We start from the raw sequence: 26,640 nt of genomic DNA on the forward strand, positions 1-26,640 counted from the left end.
CAGGAGACGTTATGAAAGATTCAGTTAAGCTCGACACGCAGTTAATTATCGCCGGACGCGACAAACGTTATACCCAGGGAGCGGTGAACCCGGTGATCCAGCGCGCTTCTTCACTGGTGTTTGATACCGTGAAGGACAAAAAATTTGCGACGGCCAATCGTGCGAACGGCGAGCTGTTCTATGGTCGCCGTGGTACTTATACCCACTTCGCGTTTCAGAAGGCGATGAGTGAGCTGGAAGGCGGCGTTGGCTGTGCGCTCTATCCTTGCGGCGCAGCGGCGGTGACGAATGCGATTCTCGCCTTTGTGCAGGGCGGCGATCATCTCCTGATGACCGGTGCGGCCTATGAACCCACGCAGGACTTTTGCAATAAGATTCTGAGCAAGTTTGATGTATCAACGACGTATTACGATCCGCTGATTGGCGCGGGCATTGTCGATTTGATCCGCCCGGAGACCAAAGTGGTGTTCCTCGAATCACCCAGTTCCATCACTATGGAAGTTCAGGATGTACCGGGCATGGTGAAGGCGATCCGTACGGTGAACCCGGAGATTGTCATTATGATCGACAATACCTGGGCGGCCGGCGTGCTGTTTAAGGCGCTCGACTACGGCGTGGACATTTCAATTCAGGCGGGTACTAAATACACCATCGGCCATTCCGACGGTATGCTGGGAACAGCAGTGTCTAACGCCCGCTGCTGGGATCGTCTGCGGGAGAACTCTTATCTGATGGGGCAGACGCTGGATGCTGATACTGCTTATAACGGCAGCCGCGGTTTACGCACGCTGTCAGTTCGCCTGAAGCAGCACCAGGAGAGCAGTATTCAGATTGCCCGCTGGCTGTCGGCTCGCCCGGAAGTGGCGCGAGTGAACCACCCGGCGCTGCCGGAGTGCCCTGGACATGAGTACTTCCGGCGTGACTTTTCCGGTAGCTCTGGCCTGTTTTCATTCGTGCTGAAAAAGCGGCTGACCGATGAGCAGATGGCAAATTTCCTCGATAACTTCTCGCTGTTCCATATGGCCTACTCATGGGGCGGATTTGAGTCGTTGATTCTGGCGAACCAACCGGAAGAGCTGAACAGTATCCGTCCTGCTGGCGATGTGGATTTCAGCGGCACGCTGGTCAGGGTGCATATCGGGCTGGAAGATGTGGGCGACCTTATCGCAGACCTGGACGCCGGGTTTGCGCGTATCGCTTAAAAAAGCAGGCCCCGTATAGCGGGGCCTGCTGTCGGCGCAGATAAGCGTAGCGCCATCAGGCATGAGTTTATTTCTCAGTTGCCAGTTCTGTTACCTCATACTGACGCACGCGCTGTAATAGCCCTTTCAATGTGAACACCGCCGCAATTCCTGCCACCACCGCCAGCAGATGAAACGGAATCTTGCCGCCGTTAAACCACAACCCGCGTCCGACTTCGATAGCGACGGCCATGACTGTCAGGATGACGATATTCAGCGACGCTGAGACGGTGCCTTTAGGCAGAGTGTTGGAAAACAGCGTAAAGCGGAACAACGTCGAGAAAATCATCCCGATCCCGAAAGCGTACAGACTGGTGCCCAGCACTGACCACAGCCAGACATGAGGCCACAACAGATTTCCTGCGATCAGGATGGCCAGACCGACAAGCTGTATCGGCGGCGCGCGCCAGATAAAACGCGGATCGCCGGGATCTTTCACCACCCGAGCGACCATCATATTGGCGATGATTACCGCGCCAAACACCGGCACCTGCGCCCAGGCGAACTGCGCGGTAGTCATGCCGCCCGCGTCGATTAAGATTACTGGCGAGACCGCCACCCAACTCATTAGCGGGATGTAGCTCAGCGAAAGCGTTGCGGCGCCGAAGAGGAAAATCCGGTTGTGAAAGACATGGCGAAAATCGCGGAGGACGGCGGGAATGCTAAACGGCGCCGCGCCGCGTTGTACCGTCTCTGGCATCGCCAGCGCCAGGCCGCACAGGGCGATCAGCCCCATCAGTGCAATAATGCCGAACAGGGCTTTCCAGTGAACAAAGTGCATTAGCGCAGCGCCTGAGAGCGGGCCGATAACCGGCGCAACCAGAACTATTGAGGTGATGATCGCCATCAGTTTTATGGCTTTGGTCTGGCCGAAGGCTTCCTGCACGGTAACGTAACCGACCGTGGCGATAAAACAGATGCTGGTGCCCTGAATGAAACGCGCGACCAGAAACTGCGTCATCGACGTTGTAAGGAGCGTGGCGGCGCAGGCAACGGTGAAAATAAGCGCGCCCGTAATCAGCACCGGTCGGCGGCCAATCCGGTCGGAAAGCGGGCCGAGCAACCACTGCAATGCCATCCCTCCGGCCAGATAGAGACTGACGGATGCCGGAGCCAGGCTGACATCGGCATTGAAATCATGCACGACATGGATGATGCCCGGCTGAATCAAATCCGTCGACAGATAGGCGGCAAAGTCGTACAGAATCAGCGCCATCGGGAAAAATAGCGTTGTCGCGCGCCGGGAGAAGAATTGACGTATCCGTTGCATATAAATCGCACTCCATGTCGGAGAAAACCCTGAACGGGTACAGTGAAACATTTCTGCGTGGCGTATTCAGAAAAAATGTACGCCTTGCAGAAAGGTGAATTTATCGTTGATAGCGCCTCGCAGCAACGCATAATACCGAATGTCGTTGGCATCCTGACAAGGTAAGGTGACGCCGGATAGTGAGATCATGCAACATCGGCGTATTGCCTTGCTGGAGTTGATACAAAAACATATCCGCCAGCGTGACCTGATGGGGCTGGTGGAGCAACTGGCCTCACTTTTGGTGATGGGATACACTACCGACAGCCAGCTTAAAGTGCTGTTTAATTATATGATGCAGTGCGGCGATGCATCTCGTTTTAGCCAGTTTATTCACGAGGTGGCCGAACGTTCCCCCCAACACAAGGAGAGTCTGATGACGATAGCTGAACGATTACATGAAGCGGGTCGCCAGGAGGGTATGCAGCAAGGCTTACAGCAAGGCCAACGGGCTGAGGCGCAGCGTATCGCGCGTACAATGCTGGAAGACGGCATCGATCGCGATACGGTTTTACGTATCACCGGACTTGCTGTTGAAGAGGTTATCGCACTGAACCACTAAACACATATTCGCCAGCGCATCACAGGCCCGGTAAACGCCGTTCTGCCGGGCGGGCTTATTCCATCGCCACTTTCACCGCCTCTCCAAGTTTTTGCATCACTTCACGATGTTTCTCGTTCGGCGGTAACGCACAGTTGATGCGCACGCAGTTGCGATACTTCCCGGAGGCGGAAAACAGTGACCCCGGCGCGACCTGGATTTTCAGGCGGCATAGCTGTCTGGCGACGCAGACCATATCGATATGCTCCGGCAGCTCGACCCATAGCATAAAGCCGCCTTTTGGTCGGGTGACGCAGATCCCGCAGGGAAAATATTCGCGTACCCAGCAGGTATAGATCTCCATGTTGCGCTGGTAGATCTGGCGCATTCGCCGGACATGACGGTGATAGTGGCCCTCGCGGACGAAGGTGGCCGCCGCCAGCTGCGTGGCGGGAACGTTGGTGCCGATGACGGCGTATTTCATATGCAGCAGACGATCGTGGTAACGACCCGGAGCGACCCAGCCTACGCGCAGGCCCGGCGCGACGGATTTGGTAAACGAACTGCACAATAGCACCCGACCATCGATATCCCAGGAGTGGATGGTGTGGGGGCGAGGGTAATCCGTCGCCAGCTCGCCATACACGTCATCTTCAAAAATCACAATATCGTGGCGCTGCGCGAGGCTGAGCACTGCCCGTTTGCGTGCGTCCGGCATAATAAACCCGAGGGGATTATTGCAGTTTGGTACGAGGATAACCCCTTTAATCGGCCATTGATCCAGCGCCAGTTCCAGCGCTTCAATACTGATACCGGTATCCGGGTCGGTCGGGATTTCAATGACTTTTATTCCTAAGCCGCGCAGGAGCTGCATGGTGCCGTAATAGGCGGGGGATTCGACGGCGACAATATCACCCGCCTGGCAGACGGTCAGCAGCGCCAGCGACAAACCGCTCTGGCTACCGTTGGTGATAACGATATCATCAGCGCTGACGACCGAACCGCTGTCAAGCATCAGGCGGGCGATCTGTTCCCGCAGTTCGCGGTATCCGGCCAGTTCATCGTAGCCCAGCACCGCCCCCAGGTTATGTTGCGCCACGCGGCTTAGTTCGCGCCAGAGCGGTTTCAGGCTGGGTTGGTGGATATCGGGGACGCCGCTGCTGAAAGGAATAATTGATTTGTCGTTGTGCCCTTCCAGCATGTCCAGCACCTGATCCCACTGGGTGATCTCTACCGGTCGCTGTACCGGGCGTGACATCAGCGGCACCGGCGGTTGCGCCTTGCGTGGGGCGACAAAGTAGCCGGAGCGCGGCTGTGGAGTGATAAGCTGCAACGTCTCCAGCGTCTGATATGCCTGCTGTACGGTACTGATGCTCACCCCATGCTCCTGACTCAGGCTACGCACCGAGGGCAATTTTTCCCCGTGGCGATACAGCCCTTGCTCAATACGCTCGGCCAGCAGATTAGCCAGATGTTGGTAACGCGTCATGCTGTATCCCTCACTCTTGCCATACAGATGGAAAAACCAGTACAGAACGGTGGTCGAAATCGCGTTCAGATACCGTTTTAGCCAATCTGTATGGCAAAGAAAAGTATTTTTTGAATCTGTATTGTGGTGGTGAAGATCCGGGAAGATAAAGCCTCTGACCAGGTGGGGAGGTGGAGTATGGAATTTCACGAGAATCGCGCAAAACAGCCGTTTATTGGTTTTGTTCAGGTCTGGCGGGCAATAAAAAGATGGCGACTGCGGGCGCAGACGCAGCGCGTATTGCAACGCATGAACGATGAGCAGTTAAAGGATGTGGGGCTGCGACGGGATCAGATTGAGTGATCCCCCGTAACACCACAGAGGCTGGGCTGTATTCAGTCCGGCCTTTTTTACATTCACGTAATTTATCAATTTATGCTTCCTTATTAGCTGTTTCTTGATACTTATCCTGATAAGTATTATTTTCCCATCTGCTAAGAGGGGAAAGAGAGATGACTGAAGATGAGCTGTTTGCCCGCCGTCCGATGGGGATGCGCATGGCAATGGTGGTACGCCAGTGGCGTGCAATTATTGATGCTGCCATCACCGATACCGGCCTGACGCAGTCAAGCTGGACGGTGCTGATGCAACTGCATCAGTTGGGTGATAACGTCTCGGTCAGCGAACTGGCGGAGGTGCAGGGCATTGAGCTGCCGCCGCTGATGCGCACCCTCACGCAACTGGAAAAACAGGGCTATCTGGTGCGTTCAACATCGCCATATGACAAACGCATCCGCCTGCTGACGCTGACAGCGCAAGGCCGTTCAAGGCTGGAAGAACTGAACCGGGTGATTGAGACCTATCAGCAACGCGTCACCCGAACTATCCCGGAAGCGGAACTTGCCGCCTTCAGCGCCACATTAAATCAAATCGCCTGCAATCTGCGGTTAATCCGCGAAGAAGATAATTAACTCTAAAAAACTATGATGACCCCAGAACAAAAATTTGCCCGTTGGGTAAGGGTGAGTATTGCCGCTTTCCTTGCAATATTCGCCTGGTTTATTGTTGCCGATATCTGGATCCCGCTGACGCCGGATTCCACCGTGATGCGCGTGGTGACGCCGGTCTCCTCGCGCGTCTCCGGCTATGTCTCTCACGTCTACGTACGCAACAATAGCCAGGTGAAAAAGGGCGACCTGTTGTATGAACTGGACCCAACGCCGTTTATCAATAAAGTTGAGGCCGCACAGATTGCCTTTGAGCAGGCGAAACTGAGCAACCAACAGCTGGATGCGCAGATCGCCTCTGCGCGCGCCAACCTGCGCACCGCGCAATACACCGCCCGCAACGATAAGCTCACGCTTGACCGCTATCAGCGGCTGAGCGCGATGCAGAATGTTTCGCAGTCGGATCTGGATAAAGTGCGCACCACCTGGCAGACCAGCGAGCAGTCGGTGGCGGCGCTGAATGCCAGTATCCAGAACCTGCTGATCCAGCGCGGTGAACGCGACGACAGTCGCAATGTGACGCTGCAAAAATACCGCAATGCGCTGGAAGAGGCACAGCTGAACCTGGGCTGGACGAAGGTGCGGGCGGAAACCGACGGGACGGTGAGCAATCTCCAGCTCAACCCTGGGCTTTACGCCACCGCCGCTACGCCTTTGATGGCGCTGGTCAGTAACCAGACCGATATTGTGGCCGATTTTCGTGAGAAAAGCCTGCGTCACACCCGCGTAAATACCGATGCCGCAGTGGTGTTTGACGCCATGCCGGGCAAAGTGTTTCCTGCGCATGTGACCAGCAGCGACGCCGGGATTCTGGCCGGGCAGGAAGCGGTTAACGGACAGCTGTCGCAGCCGGAACAGTCGACGCGCTGGGTGCGCGATGCCCAGCGTATGCGCATTCACGTTGCGTTGGATACCCCGCTGGAGAACCCCCTGCCGACCGGCGCTCGCGCTACGGTGCAGTTGTATAACAGCGAGGGGATGTTTGCCCGCACCTTTGCAGGGGCGCAGATCCACCTGGTAAGCTGGCTTCACTATGTCTATTAACACCCTGGCCCACGTCTTTACGCCGCACGGGAATATTGTCTACACCGCCAATGATTTTCGCCAGACCGTGCGTATTTCCGTTGCCGGGACGATAGCGCTGAGTATCTCGACCTTCTACAACGTGCAGTACGGCGTCTTTTTTGTGGTTTATCCGCTGATGCTGTTGTCGCTGGTGCCGGTGTTTAACCGCCATGTGGCTCGTCAGTTTGTATTCAGCGCGGCGGTGAACTGCGTTGAAATGGTGTTGATTGTCGGCTATCTCTCGCAGTGGCCGGTAATTATGACGCTGGTGGTGTTTGGCCTGTACGTGATGCGCTTTCGTTTTATGAGCAAGGGGCCGCTGTTTTTGCTCGGTTCGATGGGCGTGGTGTGCCAGAGCACGATGCTCAACTTTATGAGTTACCCTGGCACCAACTGGCACACGCTGATGTTCTCCAATATGGAGGCCTGCGTGATGGCGGTAGCCCTGAGCGCGCTGCTGCACTATCTGATCCCGGATGTCGAACCGCGTCAGCTGCCGCCGCGTATTGAGAAGGATGATGCCCGTATTCGCCATGAGTCGCTGCTTTCCGGCACCGTGGCGACGATGATCTTTGTGATTTTCCAGATCTGCGATTTGAGCGATTCGTTGTCGGCGCTGATGGCGGGAATTTTGATTTTGTTTCCGATGCACTATCGTGGCGCGGTGATCAGCTCGATCTGGCGCGTCGTCGGCGTGGTGCTGGCCTGCCTGTATATTCTGCTGGTGCAACTGCTTATTTATGACTTCAGCAACCATATGCTGCTGATGATGCCGCTGATCGGTCTCGGGCTAGGCTTCAGCGCTCGTCTGCATGTGATGGAAAAGGTTGGCGCGGGCGTCGGTTTTGCCAGTATCACCACCATCGGCATTATGTTCGGCCAGAACCTGCACCCGGACAGCGATCTGGTGTTCAGCGATCTGTACCGCATCACTTCAGTCACCGTCGCGCTGGTAGCGACGCTGACGATGGTGTTTCTGGTCCACCGCATCCTCAACTGCTTTGCAGCGACGCGGTTTGTGATTACTGAGTGAGTGGGGGGAGGGGGAGTGAGTGCCGGATGGCGGCTGCGCCTTATCCGGCCTACAAGGAGCGGGATTTCCAGGCCCGGTAAGCGCAGCGCCACCGGGCAATCCAGAATGAGGGTTACTTCTTCAGCCCCGCAAACGCGGCTCTGATCTCGTCTTCCGGCAGTTGAATGCCGATAAACACCAGCGTGCTGTGCGGCTGTTCGTCGCCCCACGGGCGGTCCCAGTCGGCGCTGTACAGGCGCTGGACGCCCTGGAACAGCAGGCGGTTCGGTTCGCCTTCAATCCATAGCATTCCTTTGTAGCGCAACAGTTTCTCGGCGGACTCCAGCAGCAGGTTTTCCATGACGCGGGAAACGTCGCTGATGTCTACCGGATAATCCAGCTCCACCACAATTGATGAGATATCGTTTTGTTTGTCGGCGATAAAGTGGAAGCGCGGTTTGGCGCTGACTACGTTCTCCTCCAGCATAAAGCCGTTGGTGTCGAACAACAGGGAGAGATCGATATCGCCGTGCGTGACGGTGTAAACCGGGGCGCGGGCGTTGATGCGCGCTAAGCGTTCACGCAGTTTTTCGCTAACTCCCGCCACGTCGGTTTTGGTTAACAGGATGCGGTCGGCATAACCGACCTGCGACTGGGCGATGGTGAACTGGTTCATCTGCCCGTCGGCGTGTACCGCATCGACCAGCGAAATCACGCCGTCCAGCAGGTAGCGCTGGCAAATCACGTCATGGGAGAAAAAGGTCTGAATAATCGGGCCGGGGTCGGCCATGCCGGTACACTCAATCACCAGACGGTCGAAATGGATGTTGCCCTGGTCGAGATTGTCGAGCAGGTCTAACAGCGCGTCTTCCAGTTCACTGGAGCGGGTGCAGCAAATGCAGCCGTTAGTCAGGGTTTTGATCTGGGTGGCGCGGTCGCCAATCAGCTGATCGTCAACGGAAACTTCGCCGAATTCGTTTTCGATAACGGCAATCTTGTAGCCGTGCTTTTCGTTAAGAATGTGGCGCAGCAGGGTGGTTTTACCCGCGCCGAGAAAACCGGTGAGTAGGGTAACTGCAATCGGGGTCATCAGTGCCTCCATTAACAGCAGCGCATGCCGCCTTTTCCGTCGCCGCCGTAACGTGCCTGCTGGCGCTCGCGGAAGAATTCTTCATAGCTCATGTACGGCTTGTCTGGATGGTTGGTTTGCATATGCTCGACATAGTTGTCGTAGTCTGGAATGCCAATCAACATCTTCGCCGCCTGGCCGAGATATTTTTTTGCCTGACCTAAGTTACCAAACATTTTCTCATCCAGATATGAATAAAGCCCAGCGAACCGGGCGTTGGTTTTGCCGGATGGCGGCTTGCGCCTTATCCGGCCTACGTTAACTGCATTTTGTAGGCCGGGTAAGCGTAGCGCCACCCGGCATCCGATTAATGGTGTGAAGAGGTCTTCACGCCGCCTTCCGGCACCGGTACATACGGCGTCTCTTTATCGGTACGACCGTTGATGGTGCGGGCTTTCTGCCAGGTACGGAACCCATAGAAGATGATGCTGTACACCACTACCAGGAACAGAATACTCAGGCCTGCGTTGGTGTAGTTGTTCACGACGATGTGGTTCATATTGGCAATTTGCTGCGCGGTCAGTTCGCTGCCGTTGGCAATCTTCTCTTTGTACTGGTTAGCCATGTAGAAGAAGCCTTCCATCTGCGGGTTGGTGCTGAACAGTTTCAGACCCAGCGCCCAGGTGGTGCAGATCAGCAGCCATACTGCCGGGATAACGGTAACCCAGATGTATTTGGTGCGCTGCATTTTAACCAGTACCACGGTACCCAGAACCAGCGCCACGGCGGCCAGCATCTGGTTGGAGATACCGAACAGCGGCCACAGGCTCTTAACGCCGCCCAGCGGATCAACCACGCCCTGATACAGCAGGTAGCCCCACAGACCGACGCAACCCGCAGTACCGATGACGCCAGCAACCAGAGAGTCGGTTTTCTTCAGGAACGGGACGAAGTTACCCAGCAGATCCTGCAACATAAAGCGGCCGGAGCGGGTGCCTGCATCCAGCGCGGTCAGGATGAACAGCGCTTCGAACAGAATACCGAAGTGATACCAGAAGCCCATGTCAGCCATCGGCAACACTTTGTGGAATACGTGAGCGATACCGACCGCCAGCGTCGGTGCGCCACCTGCGCGGTTCAGTACCGACGGTTCGCCGATGTCTTTCGCGGTTTGCAGGATCTGCTCAGGCGAAATCACAAAGCCCCAGGAGCTGACGGTTGCCGCCGCGTGTGCGGTGACGTCTTTCAGTTGCGCCATAATCAGCGGCGCGTTCTCGCCACCCATTTCGTGCAGGTTCGGCATGGTAATACCGAGGCCCGCCGGTGGGGTGTTCATCGCGAAGTAGAGACCCGGTTCGATGATAGACGCCGCAACCAGCGCCATGATCGCCACGAAGGACTCCATCAGCATTGCGCCATAGCCGATGAAACGCGCGTCGGTTTCACAAGCCAGCAGTTTCGGCGTCGTACCGGAAGAGATCAGCGCGTGGAAGCCAGATACCGCGCCACAGGCGATGGTGATGAACAGGAACGGGAACAGCGCGCCTTTCCACAGCGGGCCGGTACCGTCGATGTACTGGGTCATCGCTGGCATTTTCAGCTCTGGGTTGAGGATCAGAATCCCCAGCGCCAGACCGACGATAACGCCGATTTTCAGGAAGGTTGCCAGATAGTCGCGCGGGGCGAGGATCAGCCATACCGGCAGCAGTGCGGAAATAAACGCGTAACCGATCAGCGCGAAGGTAATGGTGGTGTCTTTAAAGGTCAGCGCCGGGCCCCAGTACGGGTCGTGCGCAATCACGCCGCCGAAGTAAATAGAGGCAACCAGCAGCACGATGCCAATAACGGAGACTTCACCCACACGTCCCGGACGCAGGAAGCGCATGTAGATCCCCATAAACAGCGCGATAGGTACGGTTGAGCAAACGGTGAAGACGCCCCACGGGCTTTCGGCCAGCGCTTTTACCACGATCAGCGCCAGTACCGCGAGGATGATGATCATGATTAAGAAGCAGCCAAACAGGGCGATGGTGCCCGGCACCGGGCCCATCTCTTCTTTGATCATCTCACCGAGAGACGCGCCGTTACGGCGGGAAGAGATAAACAGCACCATGAAGTCCTGTACCGCACCGGCCAGCACTACGCCCGCCAGCAGCCACAGCGTACCCGGCAGGTAGCCCATTTGCGCGGCCAGAACCGGGCCGACCAGCGGACCGGCGCCAGCGATAGCGGCAAAGTGGTGACCAAACAGTACGTAACGGTTTGTCGGGACGTAGTTCAGGCCGTCGTTATTAATGACCGCAGGCGTAGCACGCGTTGGGTCGAGTTTCATCACCTTCTGGGCGATGTACAGGCTGTAGTAGCGATAAGCCACCAGATAAACAGAGACGGAAGCGACCACGATCCACAGGGCGCTGACGTGCTCACCTCTGCGTAAGGCGACGACCGAGAGGCAGAATGCACCGATGATTCCAAGAATCACCCAGGGTATGTGCTTGAATATCTTTTTCGTATCCATAGTAAAACCTGGTTTTTAAGATTAATAATTGGCCGAAGCCGTTGGGTTTGAGTCTGTGTTTGAGGAGGTAAATTGACTGCTATGCTGAGGTGATCCTGCCAGAGATACGCGCGCGTAAAGTAAGGTAAATAAGTGAGTGGTTATATGTGGGCTTAAGCGGTCAGGAGTGTCAGTGAGTGGTTTTTCCGACGGCGGGATGCGGTCATTTATGTGATTGAGATCACTAATTAAAATCCAGCATTTCTTTTTCGTCGATCGTGAACGGAGAATCATTCGTGCTGATATCGTCCCAACCAGTACGAATTCGGTAAAGTTTTCCCTTTCCAGGCCGAAAATTCTGGTATCTGTCTAGCGGAAAGAGAAAACATGTTAAAACGAATCAAGATTGTGACCAGCTTGCTGCTGGTCCTGGCAATATTTGGCCTTTTACAACTCACCTCAGGCGGTTTGTTCTTTAACTCATTGAAGAATGACAAAGAGAACTTCACCGTTCTGCAAACCATTCGTCAGCAACAGTCCACGCTGAACGCCAGCTGGGTTGCGCTGCTGCAAACGCGAAACACCCTGAACCGGGCGGGTATCCGTTACATGATGGATCAGAACAATATTGGCAGCGGTGCGACCGTTACCGATCTGATGCAAATTGCGACGACCTCTCTGAAACTGGCGGAAAAACACTGGGCTGAGTACGAGGCGTTGCCTCGCGATCCGCGCCAGAGTGAAACGGCGGCAGTGGAGATCAAGCGTAACTACGATATCTACCATAATGCGCTGGCGGAGCTGATCCAGCTGTTGGGCGCAGGTAAGATCAACGACTTCTTCGATCAGCCCACTCAGGGTTATCAGGACGGTTTTGAGAAGCAGTATGTTAACTACATGCAGCAGAACGATCGTCTGTATGACATTGCGGTAGAAGATAATAACCGTTCATACAGCCAGGCGATGTGGGTACTGGCGAGCGTGTTAATCGTTGTGCTGCTGGTGATCGTCGCCGTCTGGTTCGGCATTAAGCTCTCCCTGATCGCGCCGATGAACCGTCTGATCGAAAGTATTCGTCATATTGCGAACGGCGATCTGGTGAAACGCATTGATGTGGAAGGCTCTAACGAAATGGGACAACTGGCGCAGAGCCTGCGTCATATGCAGGGCGAGCTGGTTCGTACCGTCGGTGATGTGCGTAACGGCGCGAATGCGATTTACAGCGGCGCCAGCGAAATCGCGATGGGCAACAACGATCTCTCTTCCCGTACTGAACAGCAGGCCGCCTCTCTGGAAGAGACCGCCGCCAGCATGGAAGAGCTGACCGCCACGGTGAAACAGAACGCCGAGAACGCGCGTCAGGCCAGCCATCTGGCATTGAGCGCGTCTGAAACCGCGCAGAAAGGCGGTAAAGTGGTGGATAATGTCGTGCAAACGATGCGTGATATTGCTTCCAGTTCGCAGAAAATTGCCGACATCATCAGTGTGATCGACGGTATTGCTTTCCAGACCAACATCCTGGCGCTGAACGCGGCGGTAGAAGCGGCGCGTGCGGGTGAACAGGGTCGTGGTTTTGCCGTGGTAGCGGGTGAAGTTCGCAACCTGGCGCAACGCAGTGCGCAGGCGGCGCGTGAGATCAAGAGCCTGATTGAAGACTCCGTCAGCCGTGTGGATGTGGGCTCAACGCTGGTCGAAAGCGCCGGTGAAACGATGGATGAAATCGTGAACGCGGTGACGCGTGTGACCGATATCATGGGGGAAATCGCCTCGGCATCTGATGAGCAAAGCCGTGGTATTGACCAGGTTGGCCTGGCGGTAGCGGAGATGGATCGCGTTACCCAGCAGAACGCCTCGCTGGTGGAAGAGTCTGCCGCCGCCGCTGCCGCGCTGGAAGAGCAGGCCAGCCGCTTGACGCAGGCCGTTGCCGTATTCCGCATTCAGCAGGAACAGCAGCGTGCGCGTGATGCCGCAGCGGTGAAACCGGCTTCTGCGTCTGTACTGCCGCGTAAAGCAGCCGTCGCGGATAGCGGCGATAACTGGGAAACCTTCTAAGCCGTCATGCCGGATGGCGCTGGCGCTTATCTGGCCTACGGGTAAGGAGCTGCTGTGATGCCGGATGGCGCTGGCGCTTATCCGGCCTACGGGTAGGAGGCTGCTGTGTTGCCGGATGGCGCTGGCGCTTATCCGGCCTACGGGTAGGGAGCTGCTGTGATGCCGGATGGCGCTGGCGCTTATCCGGCCTACGGGCAGGGAGCTGCTGTGATGCCGGATGAATCCGGCATACGGTATGGATGCGGTGCTTGTAGGCCCGATAAGGCGACAGCCGCCATCGGGCGCTTCAGACCAGCCTCAGGCGCATGGCGCAGCGTGATTCATACGCCAGACCGTGCGCCGCTTCTTCCTCTCGCTTTTGACGTAACCCTGGCGACAGGTGCTCATCATCCAGCACCACAAATCCCATTCGCGCATAGAGCGGCGCATTCCACGCCACATCCCGAAAGGTGGTAAGCGTCAGCGCGTCAAAACCGCCGCTGCGCGCCTGCTCCGCGACGTACGCAATCAGTTGACGACCAATGCCTTTCCCCTGCCATTCACACAGCAGAGACACCTCGGCGATAAACAGCGATGAATCCAGCGCCTCGGCCAGTAAAAAACCGACAGGACGCTCATCGGCCAGCGCCAGCCAGCTTAATCCTTTTGCGGCGTGTTCCCGGTGTTGTTCAACTGAAATAACAGGGCCGTCGGCTATCCATGCCAGCGCAGGCACGTCCCGAAAGCGTTGACCCGCAGAACGTTCAATGGCGGGCATGACGGTGATATCAGCCAGCGTGGTAGGGCGAAAAGTCATCTTCATGCGGGGAGTATAGCGTGGATTGCGCAGACCCGATAAACGTTGTGTTATCGGGCCTGTACTAAGTTTAGCCTTCGGCATTCACCACTTTAATCTCAACCATCCCAATACCGAGCTTACGCGGGGAGTGGCCGAGAATATTGCCTTCATTGGTCGATACCGGGTCGGGCGGCACAATCACCAGCGTACTGGCATTTGACGGGTTATCAAAATGCAGCGTTGTTGTGGTGACTTCGTTTTCTAACACCAGCGTCTGTTCTTCCTTGCCTACGCGAACAGGAATAGGGCGATTAGCATTCGCGCCAAAGGCTTTGGCGGTGATCACCAGATCGAATTTCTTCGGTAACGGCGTGTTGTATTCAATCTTCACTTCATCACCCAGTTGCGCATTAGACCAGCGCCCCCACGATTCCGGTCGTGAAATCCCGCTGAACTGTTTCACCTCTTCCGGCGCGCCAGCCACGTTAAAGATAAAACTGTCGGCTTTGTAACGAATATCGTTATCGACGATTTTCAACGTATCAACGTTGCCTTTGTAACGTTCCATATCGATAACCGTATCTTTAAACGCCGTTTTGCCTTTCCACTGTGCTTTATCGACGTGCTGGACGCTTTGTTGCCCGCCCAGTTGCCCTTGTGAAACGCACCAGTCGGTGGAGAGCGCCAGCTCCGGCGCCCACAGCTGCGCCATTTTGTAGCAGCGATCGACCCAGACGAAGTTATCGCGCGGGGCAAAATTAGCCAACTGGAAACGCAGCGGGGCGGAGTATTCACTTTCCGGCAGCGGTTCGACGCGCTTATCCGACACCCGCAACAGCAGCGGCAGGCGGAAGTGGCTCCCTGAGAAAGCGATCATGTCTTTATCCCGATCGACGGTAAAATCCTTCATCTCTTTCGGGAAGTTCCACAGGCGAATAATGTCCGGCTTCATCGCCAGGATCTTCTCTTTGCTGTTCAGGAAGACTTCCGACAGCGACTGACCGGAGAGGCTGCTGCGCCCCAGGCCGATAAAGTTATCCCCGCCCAGAATATCCAGCACGGTCGCGCCGTTATCCATCGTGTTGCGTTTCACCGCCAGCGTATCCTGCTGAGGCTGGTCGCCGCGCAGCACGAAGAACAGGTTGTTGCGATCCTGTTTGTTCAGGTACTTCCACGCGGTGTTGTTCATCGCCAGATGGTCGGAGGAAACCACGATGACGGTATTTTTAAACCACGGCGATGCTTTGATTTTATTGATAAATTCGGCGATGTTCTCCTGGCTGCAACTGACGGCACTAAAGGACTGGTTCGGCTTACCGTCGAAGTCGTAACGCTTGCGGTTACAGGTGCGTGAGATAAACCCGTCCGGGTGGTGAGTATCCACCGTCAGCGTAAACAGCGAGAAACGCTGGCCGGAGCGAGAGAGTTCTTCAAACTTTTTCCATGCCTCGTCGAGCACCGTATCGTCGTAAAAGCCCCAGTCGTTACGGTAGCTCGGGTCTGCCACCACGGTTTTTAACTCTTCCGCACCATACAGGTGGTCGAAACCGTGGGATTTGAGGAACACGTCTTTTCCGGCGAAACGCAGATTTGCGCCCTGCACAAAATAGTTCTGATAGCCGGAGTTTTTCAGGATATCGCCCAGACAGATATTCTGCGGGAAGAAGCTGGATACGGAAGCCGACGCGTTGCCTTCAAACGGCGCAAACAGCGGGATGCCGCACTGCGAGGCGACCATTCCGGCGATGGTGTAATCTGTGCCCGGCAATTGCATGGTGTGGCTGAAATCCAGCCCTTCGTTTTTCAGCGCGCCGAGTTCCGGCGTGAGATCCGGGAAGGCATCGTTATCAAAATAGGTGCGCTCCAGGCTTTCACCGTAGATATAGACCAGGTTGAGCTGCGGATTCGGGATCGTTTTCGACGGCTCTTTGTAATAAGCCGGGAAGTCCGGGTCGCCATCGCGCGACTGGGATTTGACCAGTTCGGAGATCTGGCGAAATGCCGGGCTGGCATCCACCGATCCCAGCGCCAGTAAGAGCGCCAGCAGGCTGTAGCCAAAATGGTGAGGATGGTGGCGACGCCTGCGCAGAACCCAGCCTAACGCGCCAAATACGGCGGCCAGCGCAAGTACGATACCGGCGCCGGGCAGAATATATTTGCTGACGCCGGCACCCGTCAGGCTGTTGGTCAGCGTGTAGAGAACCGCATCGTTAATGCCGTCACCGGTAAAGTAATCACTGGCATAGAGCGTAATATTTAAGACAACAAAAAGCCCAAGTACCGCTAAAATGGCGGCAAACCACCAGGTGTTGCGACCCGCTTTCCACGCATAAATCAGCACGGACGCGAGAAACAGGGCGATGGAAAGTAACTCAGACAACTGATGATCCTCAATAAACCCGCATTCGGCAGGCGGCGTAATCTCTTTTCAGGACATACAATGTAATGGCGATGTCATATTGCTGCAATTATGGTGACATTAAAATGTGCAGTGATTAAGAATTGGTTTAGAACCTGGCTTTTTTGATCGTCGTCACTTCCCGTGATGCGGGGAAGGCGAGACAGAGAGAAGTAGAAAGAGAGAGGTCAGGCCGCGCTCAACGCTAAACGGTTGAAACGCGGCATGTTGGCGCATCAGGAAATGAAGTTCATCCCCTGTTTTAACACCAGGTCGCAGGCTTTGGTTTTCACTTTTTCCGCCAGCGGCGTGCTGCCAATGTTATCCAGACTAAGCTGTTCGCCATTTTGGGTATTCAGCAGACCCTGAATGCCATCCAGATAATTGGTGTCCTGCTTCTGTTCGGCGGCGCCAAGTCCCAGTTTATCCAGCACCTGGTTTTTAACGTTTTCCGCATCGGTAACAGAAGTCAGTTTCTGTTTCGCGCAATACTGCAAAATACCTGCCGCGTTGTTCATGTTATCAGCGCTTAATGCCTGATTGCCGCCATTCAGCAGGCTGGTCAGAGAAGACAGCGACATGCCGCCCTGCTGTGAAGAGCTGCTTTGTTTGCTCAGTTCGCTGGCGGCGCTGGAGAGAGAATCCTGCCAGGACGCGGCGAAAGCGCTGGTGGCGATAAACGCGCTGGCGGCAACCGCGCAGCACAGAAGACGTTTTGTGGTTTTCATCGTTATGACTCGTGTGTGTGTACTTTTCGTCGCAGTATAGCGCTTGCCTGGGTCGGAATGGTCTTAATACTCTTTGCCGGTGACGCGGCTACGGTAGCTTTCCCAGTTGAAGATCACCCACAGACTGTTTCCCAGACGCATACGATCCATTACGCGCTCGCCAAGAAGTTTGGTCATCTCATCCATATTGCTGTTGGTTAACATCCCGGTAGGGCGTTTGGATGATGAGCGGCGATCGACGATCTGGTTGATGATCACTTTTTCATAGCGGGATTCGGTCTGCATGCCGATCTCGTCGATCACCAGCAGATCCACATTGCTGAGATCGTTGAGCAACTGCTCTTCGCTGGTTTCGCGATTGCTAAAGGTGCCTTTCATCGCGGACATAATATCGGCGACGGTAATGATCAAAACCGATTTTCCGCGCAGCAGCAGTTCATTGCAGATTGCCGCCGCGAGATGGTTTTTCCCGGTGCCGGGTTTGCCCGAAAAGATAAAGCTGGCGATGTTGCCGTCGAACTCTTCGACGTACTGCCGCGCTTTGCTCAGCGCGTTCATCTGCCCGTCGTTCTCAACACGATAGTTATCAAACGAGCAGTTTTGATGCAGCGGACGGATGCCGGAACGGTTGAACGTGCGCTGCATTTTCATCGCCCGGTTTTCACGCGCCAGCGCTGCCGCACGCATTTCGCCTTGCTCTTTCTGCCATGCCAGCAGTTCTTCGCCCGTTTTGAATGCAGGCTCAACATTTGCTGGCATCATTTTTTGCAGACGTTTCATCAGGTCGCCAACGTTTTTCATCGTTACCCTCGAAAACCAGGTGGAATATGGTCGTCAGGTTCGCTGACGTTGTTCACATCACGTTTCGGCATACCGCCGTTACTGGCCCGGCTGATTTGCACGCTGCGCGCCAGCTTTTGCTGCCACTGGATGTGGTGAAAAATCTTACCTTCCGCTTGCCAGTAAGCCACAAACGAGGCCAGCTCTTCGGCGGTGACGGGTTCCCTTAGCGCGACGCCCCACAGCGCGGCCTGCCGCTGAAAGTCAGCATCCGGCTGCCAGTCTGCGTACATGGCGAATTTCCCCAGCGGAACAGCCACAGGCGCGGCCTGGGAGTCTTCGTAGAGTTGAGCATCCAGTGTGACATCGCTTCCCGGGCGCGATAACTTTTCCTCCAGTGCCAGCAGTTCCGCCAGACGTGCCGGCGTCACGGCATAAAACGCGGGCGCGTTATTGGCGAAGACCGCCACCGCGCCGCTTGCCGATTTTGCCAGCACCGCGTTGTGATCGTGTAATAAGGCGTCAATACCGATGACGTCCGGGGTCAAAATTCTGGAAGACATAATGTTTCTCAACAGGGAACCACAACCGAGAAGGAATACTGTTTTTATAGTAACACACAGACGGGAGATATCGGCAGGGTGAGGGAACGCAGCCTCACCCTGCCTGAGCGCAGGGAGAAAAGCATCACACCCGTGGGCGTTTGCGATACAGCCACAGACCGGGAACGGAAAGCCCGATGGAAAGCGCGCCGACAATAGAGGAGGCTTTCAGGAAATTGGTCAGCAATGTGATCATCAACGGTTCGCTGTAGCCAAAGTGGCTGATTTTGACGGCGGATATCATTGCCGTATAGGCGGATATCCCCGGAAACATCGGGATGACTGCCGCGACGGTAAAGACTTTGGGGTGCGCCAGATACCAGCGCGACCACTGAATGCCGATGCTCCCTACCAGCAGCGAGGCCATAAATGTCGACCATTCGATATTAAACCCGGCGGTCATCATCACCATGCGTGAGCCGTGGCCCAGCGCGCCGAGCAACGCACACCAGGGGAGCGCCCGGTGCGGCACGTTGAACACCATCGCAAAGCCCACTGCCGGGATTGCGGAGAGAATCATGTCCTGCATCAGCGCCAGAAGAAAATCGATTACACCCATCCGCGTAGCCCCCACAGCGTCATCGACATCACCACGCCGACGCACGTCGCCAGCGTTAACAGACTGGCAATCGCCCAGCGTGCCAGACCGGTATTAATGTGGCCCTTAAACATATCCGCAACGGAATTAATCAGCGGAAACCCCGGCACCAGCAGTAAGACGCTGGCGGCCATGGCGATGGTCGGGGTATGGCTGAAAGTGGGCAAGCGAAGCAAAAGGCCGGAAATGGTGGTGGCGACAAAAGCGGTGATGCAAAAGTTGATTTGTGGGTGTAAATGCCGGTGCGCCAGCATCTGGCGAATATACATCGCCACCATGCTGGCGAAAAAGGTGATCACCGCGCCATCCCATCCGCCGTTATTCAGTTTGCAGAAACAGGCGCAGGAAAGCCCGACCATCAGCGACACCAGCCACCGCGGGTAGCGCAACGGTCTGAGCTGGCTAAAGCGCTTCTCTACGCCTTTTATATCCAGCAAATTATGTTCGGCCAGGATGACAATATGCTGCACCTCCGTGACAACGTGCATATTAATACCGCGATCCTGGTTCTTACGTGTCGATGTCAGACACTGCCCATCTTTAATGGTGGTGAGAACGATAGCGTTGGAGGAGATGGCGCTTTCCACGCTGTCCATCCCTAACGCCAGCCCCAGGCGGGTGGAGAGTTCATCAACCAGCGCGCTCTCTGCGCCGTGTTGCAGTAAAAAAAGCCCGCATTGAATACATAACCGTGTAACCGTTCGCTGTAACGACTGCTCTGTTTGCATGACTCGCCCTGACTGAAAAGACGCGTTGCGTACCATCTGAATGACGAAAGTCTTCTTTGTATCATGAAGCCCGACCCTTTTGGCTCTGGCTAAGATCAATTTTGTGATGAAAAAAGAGGCAGGATGCCAGACAATCAGTCGCTGAATGTCATAATTGCAGTATATTGAATGCCTTACGTCGGACGTGAATGACAGGGAATGAAGTATCGTCTGTAACCTCTGAAATTAATGAGACGATATTCTTTTCTTGTGCTTCCTGAAAGCATAACTATCTGATGCGAAACATAGCGTGAGTTTATTAAATTCCCCTTGCATATGTTAGAAATGCTAATGATCTAATTTAGTTAATTTAATTGTACCGCAATTATTTTTAGCGGTAATTATGCAATAATAGTTTGGTGATTTTATACTATGCGGATCATTGTATAGAGTCGTTATTGCTATAACATTTCAAATAAAAGCCAAGGATAAACAATTCACTTCGTCTATTACCACGTCTGTTTTTCTCATTAATTATATTATTTATTAATGAGTGAACAGGAGGGGAGACCTGTGGATATGGAGGAGATATGTTGCCAGGATGCCGCAAAAACATAATTATTATCAGTAAAATACCTGTTATACAGACGGGGTTAAAAGAGGTGGTGCAGGGCCATTTCCCTGCTTATGAACTGATGTACTGCCGTTCCGTAGAAGAACTGACATTAATGCAGCTGCGCCGCTCCGATGTAGTGATTACGGATTTAACGGGAGAATGTAAACATCCCCGCGCTGTCTGCGAGCAATTTTACGCTTTATTATCTCAATACCATGATATTCACTGGATATTTCTTGTTTCCCGTGCGTTTTACTCACAGGCGATTGAGCTTCTGATGAGCCCCTTCAGTACGTTGCTGTCTGACGTTGAACCGGTTGAGAATCTGGTAAACGTGATTGAAGCAGGCAATGCCCATACGGACAGGATCAGTAAGACGCTGCTATCTCCCGCTCTGCCAGACGTCTCGAGTTTTGGCCATCGTCCGGTTGTTCTTACGCTGTCGGAACGGAAAGTGTTACGGCTTCTGGGTAAGGGTTGGGGGATTAATCAGATAGCGATGTTGCTTAAGAAGAGTAATAAAACGATTAGCGCGCAGAAAAACAGTGCGATGCGGCGTCTGTCAATACACAGCAATGCTGAGATGTATGCCTGGATAAACAGTTCTCAGGGAGCAAGAGAATTGAATTTACCTTCAGTTTATGGAGATGCTACTGAATGGAAAACAGAATTGCCAAGGGAAATGTCGCACTCATAGAGAAGTGCGTAATGAGCAGTATTGGAATGAAGAGTTTATTTGACGCGTTTCCTGATTGCCAATATAAACTTCATATTTTTCCAACTCAATCTGCTTTCCAGAAAGCGATGTTAAGTACTCCCTTTTCCGTCGTTATTTTTTCACTTTCTGCGATGCGGGAAGATCGCCGGATGGGGCTGGCTTATCTGGCGGAACTGGCTGTGAATTTTCCTCGTGTGCGCCGACTGGTCATCGCGGATGATGATGCGGAAGCCCGGTTAATTGATTCGCTGTCGCCTTCGCCGTTAGATGGGGTCTTAAGTAAAGCGTCGTCACTGACCAGTTTGCAGGAAAAGCTCTTTTTATTATTGAACAGTAAGCGAGAGGTGACGGAACACACTCTGAACCTCTGGTATCTCAATCAGAGCCGAATGATAAGCCCCACTGAGCGTGAAATTCTGCGTTTTATGTCGAATGGTTATTCGATGCCACAGATAGCCGTCCAGCTGGAACGCAATATCAAGACGATTCGCGCCCATAAATTTAATGTGATGTCTAAACTGGGCGTCAGCTCAGATGCCGGATTGCTTGATGCGGCGGATATCCTGCTGTCTCTGCGCGCCGAAAAGCCGGGTCGCTTATCCGCGTAATTCTGTAGTCGCTCTGTATTTACAGGTTGCTTGTGCCGGGTTTATCGCCCGGGCACAAATAGCATCACTGGCACACATCAATCCAGGTTGCTGAAGTGAGTTCTGCCATTCTGTCGGGGGAAATTCGGACTGCACTGTGCGTTGCCCCTGCTGCTGGTAAGACTTCAGCATAATGTTTTAATGAGACGTCGCAATAGACGGGCAGAGGCGTTTCCAGCCCGAAAGGGCAGACACCGCCGACCGGGTGCCCTGTGGCGATCACTACTTCATCGCTGCTGAGCATTCGCGCTTTTGCGCCAAACGTGCTCTTGAGTTTCTTATTATCCAGGCGAGCATCGCCTTTGGCGACAACCAGAATAATGTCGTCTTTCACCTTAAGCGAAAGCGTTTTCGCTATCTGTCCTGGCGCGACATTGTGCGCTTTCGCTGCCAGTTCCACCGTCGCCGTACTCTGATTTAATTCGATGATTTCAATATCCGGGGCACGTTCGGCCAGAAACTGCCGTACCGATTGCAGACTCATTCTTTTCTCCTGACGCTGTATTAGCAGTCCTGTTTTTCAGAAAACCGCGTGGCGTAATTTGTCATAAGGAAAGCGCCACTGTAAATAATTTATGTAATAAACCAGCAGCATGAGCGATTTTTCGATCGTCTTCACATTCACGGAAACCGGTTACAGTAACCGGTTGCAGTCCGGCGGGCGGGGATTAATACTGAACCTGTCACTTCCTCTGTATCACATAATAAGAGCCATTTATGAAACTTCATTCTCTCTGCTGTATCGCTGGTGTTCTCCCCGGCGCGGTCGCGAAAAGTAGTAATGGACCCTTACACGGCGGTGCTGCTGCCAGCACGTCTATGTTGTTTTGACTGACAGGAGAACGCTATGTCTACCAACCATGCTGTGTTTAATGTGATTTTTCGGTTTGTCGAAAACTACGTAAGTCCCGTTGCCGGACGTATTTCCTCACAACGTCATGTTATGGCAATTCGTGATGGCTTCATTTCGGCAATGCCGTTTATGATTGTCGGCTCCTTCCTGCTGGTTTTCGCCTATCCTCCTTTCTCACCGGACACCACCTGGGGATTTGCCCGTGGCTGGCTGGCGCTGGCGAAACAGTTTGAAAGCCAGATTTTGACGCCGTTTGATATGACGATGGGGATCATGTCCATCTATATCTGTGCGGCCATTGCCTATAACCTGGGCAAACACTATGTTAAATCGCATCAGTTAGATCCGTTTATGTGCGCCATGCTCTCGATCATGGCCTTCTTGCTGGTTGCCGCGCCGAAAACAAACGGCACTATGCCAGTTGACAGCCTGGGAGGAACGGGGATTTTTACCGCGATTCTGGTGGCGATTTACTGTGTTGAAATGATGCGCTTCCTGAAGGCGCATAACATTGGCATTCGCCTGCCCGACCAGGTGCCGCCGATGATCAAGAACTCCTTTGATCTGCTGATCCCGGTGCTGGTGGTGGTTCTGACCTTGTATCCGCTGAGCCTGGCGATCCAGTCGCAGTTCGATATGCTGATCCCACAGGCGATCATGGCGATCTTTAAACCGCTGGTTTCCGCTGCGGATTCGTTGCCCGCTATTTTGCTGGCGGTGCTGATTGGGCATCTACTGTGGTTTGCGGGGATTCACGGAGCGGCGATTGTCTCCGGGATGCTGCAAATGTTCTGGCTGACCAATCTCGGTATGAACCAGACCGCGTTGGCGCAGGGGGCGCCGTTGCCGCACATTTTCATGGAAGCCTTCTGGACTTTCTTCATCGTCATTGGCGGTTCTGGCGCCACGATGGGGCTGGTGATTTGTTATTTACGCAGCCGTTCCGTACATTTGCGCTCTATTGGCCGCTTAAGCGTCGTGCCGAGTATCTTTAATATCAACGAACCGGTTATTTTCGGGACGCCGATTGTGATGAACCCGGTGTTCTTTATCCCGTTCCTGCTGGCGCCAATGGTGAATGCCGTGCTGGCGTGGGCGGCGATGAAACTGGATCTGATTGGGCGGGTGATTTCCGTGGTGCCGTGGACTGCGCCCGCACCGGTTGGCGCTGCGTGGGCACTGGGCTGGGACTACCGTGCGGCGATCCTGGTGGTCATACTGGCGCTGGTGTCCGCCATCATATACTTCCCGTTCTTTAAGGTTTATGAGAAGCAGCTTCTGGCGCAAGAGGCAGAAGAGGCCGGGCGTGCAGAAGAGGAGAGTCAGCAGATGGCCTGACGTGTTGAACAAGGCGCTGCGGCGCCTTGTTTATTTCAGCGTACAGTCACCGCATTGCTGAACGTCTGGCAACCGGTAGCGTTGACAGCAGGTTCGGCGCACCAGCAGACCTTCACGAGGGACGACGGTACGCCACAGCGGGTTATCCTGACCGCTGGAAAGTTGCTTTTCGAAGAAGCAGCTCTGGCGCAGCGTTGCCAGCAAGGCTTCGCCAAGTAGCGGTTTCATTTCGGTCAGATACCAGTTGATCAGATACCCGGTGTTACTCCAGATAAGCTTACCGTTAATATCGCCGGTTGATTCCAGTGCCTGAACGACCGGCATCAGCGCAGAGACGATCAGCGTTTCCATTCTCTGTTGAGGAGAATGCGCGGTTGCCCGCTCGTCCTGATGCACATCAACCCAAAAACAGGCTGCGCGTCCGGTTTCGTGAAACTCAACGTGCATGTGCTCGGGCGAAACGTCAATGGCCCTTTCCTGGGTGAGCAGGGCAAGCATCAGAGGCGGTACCATCAGACCGATATACCATTGCGCCCAAAGCGAAATGAGCGGCTTATTTTCGCGTGGTTGCGTCGGTTGATGACGATAAATATGGTCGGAATAGATAGCCAGCAGGGAGCGCATCGTACCCGGTCGAGCCCACTGCGCCAGCGTCATGGCGCCCGTTGGGTGCGGTTCGTCCAGCCGAATAAAATCAAGCAGATGTTCGCGCGTCCGGGTTATCGTTTCACGCACGGCTTCAGCCAGCGAGGGCATCTCAGGCTGGAGATGGGCTCGCCAGGTGACATCTTCAATGATCGGTGCGGAACGGTAAGGCATAGCGCTGTATATAAGGATAGTAATCTAAATGATAATGATTGCTAATCCTAATGATAGCGATAGTCGATGGCAAGCGCTTTGTCGTGACGCTGTGCGCGGTAGCACGATGATATCGCCCTGTGTCAGACCGTACGCAGTTCGTCACTCGCAAGAATGTTGTTGCGCCCCAGGTTTTTGGCCTCATACAGCGCTTTATCTGCCTTGACGATTGCAGCCTCCATGTCCTGACCCAGTAGCGGCGCGATGCCAACGCTGATGGTGACATTGGTCGCCACGCTGACATTAAACATATGTGGGATTTTGAGATCGTAGACCTTCTGGCGAATACGTTCGGCGGTCGTGCGCGCCTCCTGTGGATCGGTCGCGGTCAGCAGGACCATAAACTCTTCGCCGCCAAAACGGGTGACAATATCCCGGGAACGGACAGCGTCACGAATCGCGGCTGAAACGCGAATGAGAGCCTGGTCGCCCATCATGTGCCCATAGTGATCGTTATAAGCTTTGAAGTGATCGATATCCAGCAGCAATACGTAGTGTTCTTCGTGCGTTTCCAGAGCAAGGAGCGTATTCAGCTTATTTTGCAGGCCGCGGCGATTATACAGGCCAGTCAAAGGGTCGAGCATACTCAGCCCGTTCAGCGTTTCTCTCTCTTCCAGCAGTTTGTACATCAGCTGTTGAGCGAAATCGTCATAGCGTTTTTGAATAACATGCTGGATGGCAATGCCCGCCATCGGGAGCGCCATGAGATAAATAATCCGTATGCCGTGTTCGCTGCCATTAAGCCACAGGCAGGCCAGAACGGAAGGCAATGAATGGAACGTAAACGCAATGATATTATTAGCAAAGGCGATGGAGCCAATAAATAACACGCAGAGAAGGGCGATGAGTAGAAAAGTATAATCGCTATGGTTCATAGCATTATATTTCAGTGTGATATGCCAGGCCCACAATATGCCTGATATAACAGAAATAAAGGGGATATTAATCTTTTTATGCGTATATTTTCCGTGCCATATCAGAAGTAACGTACTTGCAACAAAGAGCAGTATTGCCGGGACTGAGACAGCCCTGACCTCATAAAGAGGAAAGACAAGCGTAAACAGCCCGGACACCGCATTGAGAAACAGAAAAAGGCGTAAAGAGAATTGATATTTTTTGGTGCGTAGTGCGCGCCAGGATTGAGCTGTCATATCTGAATGTCGTTATTTATCTATGAATTACGCTGGTTGGGGCCAAAATGAAAAATAACGTGCGGGAAAAAGCCCGCATAAATAAACGTTTTTATTGTTTGTAAGTTAACCACCGCCCAATCTATCACCTTGCTGAATTCATGTCATCAATTGTTAAGACAATCTCATACAAGGAAGTGTGACGAACTGCTGACAAATGAGAAATTTTATCATATGCTATTGGTTATCATTATCGGTATCAGAGGTAAAGCCATGTTGCAGCGTACACTGGGCAGTGGATGGGGGATATTGTTGCCGGGTATTTTTATTACCGGACTGGCGTTTGCCGGCCTCTCCATTGACGCATGGAAGGTACTGATTGTATTAGGATTACTGCTGACTTCGTTGATGCTGTATCACAAACGCTTACGGCATTTCGTCCTGCTGCCGTCATGTGTCGCGCTGATCAGTGGCATGGTGCTGGTTATGATGAATTTGAATCAGGGATGAACAAACAAGACGTAAAACAGAGAAGGGAAATAAGATAATTGGTGCGAGGGGGGGGACTTGAACCCCCACGTCCGTAAGGACACTAACACCTGAAGCTAGCGCGTCTACCAATTCCGCC

The 26,640-nt window shown here is 54.0% G+C and carries 25 protein-coding genes and 1 pseudogene; 11 read left to right on the plus strand and 15 right to left on the minus strand.

Annotation, left to right across the window (positions count from 1 at the left end; translation table 11 throughout):
• Positions 1 to 11 precede the first annotated feature (11 nt).
• Positions 12 to 1,202, plus strand: coding sequence for a cystathionine beta-lyase (gene metC, locus OGV83_RS20275; protein WP_219936051.1), 1,191 nt, complete (start codon positions 12 to 14; stop codon positions 1,200 to 1,202).
• Between the two features lie 67 nt (positions 1,203 to 1,269).
• Here metC and mdtM read toward each other — a convergent pair whose 3' ends face one another.
• The gene (mdtM, locus tag OGV83_RS20280) at positions 1,270 to 2,511 is read right to left on the minus strand and encodes a multidrug efflux MFS transporter MdtM (RefSeq protein WP_049009412.1); all 1,242 of its coding nucleotides are present in this window, start codon (positions 2,509 to 2,511) and stop codon (positions 1,270 to 1,272) included.
• A 166-nt stretch (positions 2,512 to 2,677) separates the two neighbouring features.
• On the opposite strand from mdtM, the pseudogene OGV83_RS20285 reads away from it, so the two are divergent.
• Positions 2,678 to 3,112 (plus strand): annotated as a pseudogene (locus OGV83_RS20285) (Rpn family recombination-promoting nuclease/putative transposase); the annotation flags it as partial.
• Positions 3,113 to 3,167: 55 nt separating this feature from the next.
• Here the strand turns inward: OGV83_RS20285 and OGV83_RS20290 are convergent.
• Complete coding sequence (locus OGV83_RS20290) at positions 3,168 to 4,580, minus strand: aminotransferase-like domain-containing protein (protein WP_012134231.1); 1,413 nt, start codon at positions 4,578 to 4,580, stop codon at positions 3,168 to 3,170.
• Between the two features lie 177 nt (positions 4,581 to 4,757).
• Between OGV83_RS20290 and OGV83_RS20295 the strand changes: the two genes are divergently transcribed.
• The 4 genes from OGV83_RS20295 to OGV83_RS20310 all read left to right on the plus strand — a co-directional run bounded on the left by OGV83_RS20295 (position 4,758) and on the right by OGV83_RS20310 (position 7,664).
• On the plus strand, positions 4,758 to 4,922 hold the full coding sequence (locus OGV83_RS20295) for a DUF1127 domain-containing protein (protein WP_071818873.1): 165 nt from the start codon (positions 4,758 to 4,760) through the stop codon (positions 4,920 to 4,922).
• Positions 4,923 to 5,071: 149 nt separating this feature from the next.
• Positions 5,072 to 5,530 (plus strand): MarR family winged helix-turn-helix transcriptional regulator, encoded by a 459-nt coding sequence (locus OGV83_RS20300; RefSeq protein ID WP_012134229.1) that lies wholly within the window; start codon positions 5,072 to 5,074, stop codon positions 5,528 to 5,530.
• 12 nt (positions 5,531 to 5,542) lie between these two features.
• On the plus strand, positions 5,543 to 6,610 hold the full coding sequence (locus OGV83_RS20305; RefSeq protein ID WP_047459142.1) for an HlyD family secretion protein: 1,068 nt from the start codon (positions 5,543 to 5,545) through the stop codon (positions 6,608 to 6,610).
• A complete protein-coding gene (locus tag OGV83_RS20310) occupies positions 6,600 to 7,664 on the plus strand; it encodes a DUF2955 domain-containing protein (protein WP_112001230.1) in 1,065 nt (354 codons plus the stop codon). Before OGV83_RS20305 ends, OGV83_RS20310 begins: the two co-directional genes overlap by 11 nt.
• Positions 7,665 to 7,776: 112 nt before the next feature.
• Here OGV83_RS20310 and yjiA read toward each other — a convergent pair whose 3' ends face one another.
• The 3 genes from yjiA to btsT all read right to left on the minus strand — a co-directional run bounded on the left by yjiA (position 7,777) and on the right by btsT (position 11,230).
• Complete coding sequence (yjiA, locus tag OGV83_RS20315) at positions 7,777 to 8,733, minus strand: GTPase (RefSeq protein ID WP_286464515.1); 957 nt, start codon at positions 8,731 to 8,733, stop codon at positions 7,777 to 7,779.
• 11 nt (positions 8,734 to 8,744) lie between these two features.
• Complete coding sequence (locus OGV83_RS20320) at positions 8,745 to 8,948, minus strand: YbdD/YjiX family protein (RefSeq protein ID WP_024130742.1); 204 nt, start codon at positions 8,946 to 8,948, stop codon at positions 8,745 to 8,747.
• A 131-nt stretch (positions 8,949 to 9,079) separates the two neighbouring features.
• A complete protein-coding gene (gene btsT / locus OGV83_RS20325) occupies positions 9,080 to 11,230 on the minus strand; it encodes a pyruvate/proton symporter BtsT (RefSeq protein WP_047459136.1) in 2,151 nt (716 codons plus the stop codon).
• A 366-nt stretch (positions 11,231 to 11,596) separates the two neighbouring features.
• Between btsT and tsr the strand changes: the two genes are divergently transcribed.
• Entirely contained in the window at positions 11,597 to 13,261 is a 1,665-nt protein-coding gene (gene tsr / locus OGV83_RS20330) for a methyl-accepting chemotaxis protein (RefSeq protein ID WP_012134223.1), read from the plus strand.
• Between the two features lie 286 nt (positions 13,262 to 13,547).
• On the opposite strand, the gene OGV83_RS20335 is transcribed toward tsr, so the two are convergent.
• The 7 genes from OGV83_RS20335 to OGV83_RS20365 all read right to left on the minus strand — a co-directional run bounded on the left by OGV83_RS20335 (position 13,548) and on the right by OGV83_RS20365 (position 19,873).
• Positions 13,548 to 14,063, minus strand: a complete 516-nt coding sequence (locus tag OGV83_RS20335; RefSeq protein WP_286464517.1) for a GNAT family N-acetyltransferase — start codon at positions 14,061 to 14,063, stop codon at positions 13,548 to 13,550.
• Positions 14,064 to 14,127: 64 nt separating this feature from the next.
• Positions 14,128 to 16,419 (minus strand): phosphatidylglycerol--membrane-oligosaccharide glycerophosphotransferase, encoded by a 2,292-nt coding sequence (opgB, locus tag OGV83_RS20340; protein ID WP_058668532.1) that lies wholly within the window; start codon positions 16,417 to 16,419, stop codon positions 14,128 to 14,130.
• A 254-nt stretch (positions 16,420 to 16,673) separates the two neighbouring features.
• Positions 16,674 to 17,165, minus strand: coding sequence for a YjjA family protein (locus OGV83_RS20345; RefSeq protein ID WP_058668533.1), 492 nt, complete (start codon positions 17,163 to 17,165; stop codon positions 16,674 to 16,676).
• A gap of 63 nt (positions 17,166 to 17,228) precedes the next feature.
• Entirely contained in the window at positions 17,229 to 17,966 is a 738-nt protein-coding gene (dnaC, locus tag OGV83_RS20350) for a replicative helicase loader DnaC (protein WP_049008305.1), read from the minus strand.
• A gap of 2 nt (positions 17,967 to 17,968) precedes the next feature.
• Positions 17,969 to 18,508 (minus strand): primosomal protein DnaT, encoded by a 540-nt coding sequence (dnaT, locus tag OGV83_RS20355; protein WP_049008309.1) that lies wholly within the window; start codon positions 18,506 to 18,508, stop codon positions 17,969 to 17,971.
• A 124-nt stretch (positions 18,509 to 18,632) separates the two neighbouring features.
• Complete coding sequence (locus OGV83_RS20360; protein WP_012134217.1) at positions 18,633 to 19,106, minus strand: threonine/serine exporter; 474 nt, start codon at positions 19,104 to 19,106, stop codon at positions 18,633 to 18,635.
• Positions 19,097 to 19,873 (minus strand): threonine/serine exporter family protein, encoded by a 777-nt coding sequence (locus tag OGV83_RS20365; RefSeq protein WP_024130740.1) that lies wholly within the window; start codon positions 19,871 to 19,873, stop codon positions 19,097 to 19,099. Before OGV83_RS20365 ends, OGV83_RS20360 begins: the two co-directional genes overlap by 10 nt.
• A 569-nt stretch (positions 19,874 to 20,442) precedes the next feature.
• Between OGV83_RS20365 and OGV83_RS20370 the strand changes: the two genes are divergently transcribed.
• Positions 20,443 to 21,165: a LuxR C-terminal-related transcriptional regulator gene (locus tag OGV83_RS20370; RefSeq protein ID WP_058668534.1), complete on the plus strand. Its 723-nt coding sequence runs from the start codon at positions 20,443 to 20,445 to the stop codon at positions 21,163 to 21,165.
• Positions 21,126 to 21,794 (plus strand): DNA-binding transcriptional activator BglJ, encoded by a 669-nt coding sequence (gene bglJ / locus OGV83_RS20375; protein ID WP_286464518.1) that lies wholly within the window; start codon positions 21,126 to 21,128, stop codon positions 21,792 to 21,794. Before OGV83_RS20370 ends, bglJ begins: the two co-directional genes overlap by 40 nt.
• 64 nt (positions 21,795 to 21,858) lie before the next feature.
• Here bglJ and OGV83_RS20380 read toward each other — a convergent pair whose 3' ends face one another.
• Positions 21,859 to 22,317 carry a YbaK/EbsC family protein gene (locus tag OGV83_RS20380; protein WP_012134213.1) on the minus strand — a complete coding sequence of 153 codons (459 nt, stop codon included), beginning with the start codon at positions 22,315 to 22,317 and terminating at the stop codon, positions 21,859 to 21,861.
• A gap of 363 nt (positions 22,318 to 22,680) precedes the next feature.
• Here OGV83_RS20380 and OGV83_RS20385 point away from each other — a divergent pair, with 363 nt between their 5' ends.
• A complete protein-coding gene (locus OGV83_RS20385; protein WP_024130738.1) occupies positions 22,681 to 24,024 on the plus strand; it encodes a PTS sugar transporter subunit IIC in 1,344 nt (447 codons plus the stop codon).
• A 30-nt stretch (positions 24,025 to 24,054) separates the two neighbouring features.
• Here the strand turns inward: OGV83_RS20385 and fhuF are convergent, their stop codons facing one another.
• Positions 24,055 to 24,843: a siderophore-iron reductase FhuF gene (fhuF, locus tag OGV83_RS20390; RefSeq protein ID WP_012134210.1), complete on the minus strand. Its 789-nt coding sequence runs from the start codon at positions 24,841 to 24,843 to the stop codon at positions 24,055 to 24,057.
• A 122-nt stretch (positions 24,844 to 24,965) separates the two neighbouring features.
• Positions 24,966 to 26,033 carry a GGDEF domain-containing protein gene (locus OGV83_RS20395; protein ID WP_012134209.1) on the minus strand — a complete coding sequence of 356 codons (1,068 nt, stop codon included), beginning with the start codon at positions 26,031 to 26,033 and terminating at the stop codon, positions 24,966 to 24,968.
• A gap of 252 nt (positions 26,034 to 26,285) precedes the next feature.
• Here OGV83_RS20395 and OGV83_RS20400 point away from each other — a divergent pair, with 252 nt between their 5' ends.
• Complete coding sequence (locus OGV83_RS20400; protein WP_080516675.1) at positions 26,286 to 26,522, plus strand: DUF1435 domain-containing protein; 237 nt, start codon at positions 26,286 to 26,288, stop codon at positions 26,520 to 26,522.
• The last annotated feature ends 118 nt before the right edge of the window (positions 26,523 to 26,640 follow it).

Origin of the sequence: Citrobacter sp. CK189 (genome assembly GCF_030333505.1) — a bacterium.
GTDB lineage: Bacteria > Pseudomonadota > Gammaproteobacteria > Enterobacterales > Enterobacteriaceae > Citrobacter_B > Citrobacter_B koseri.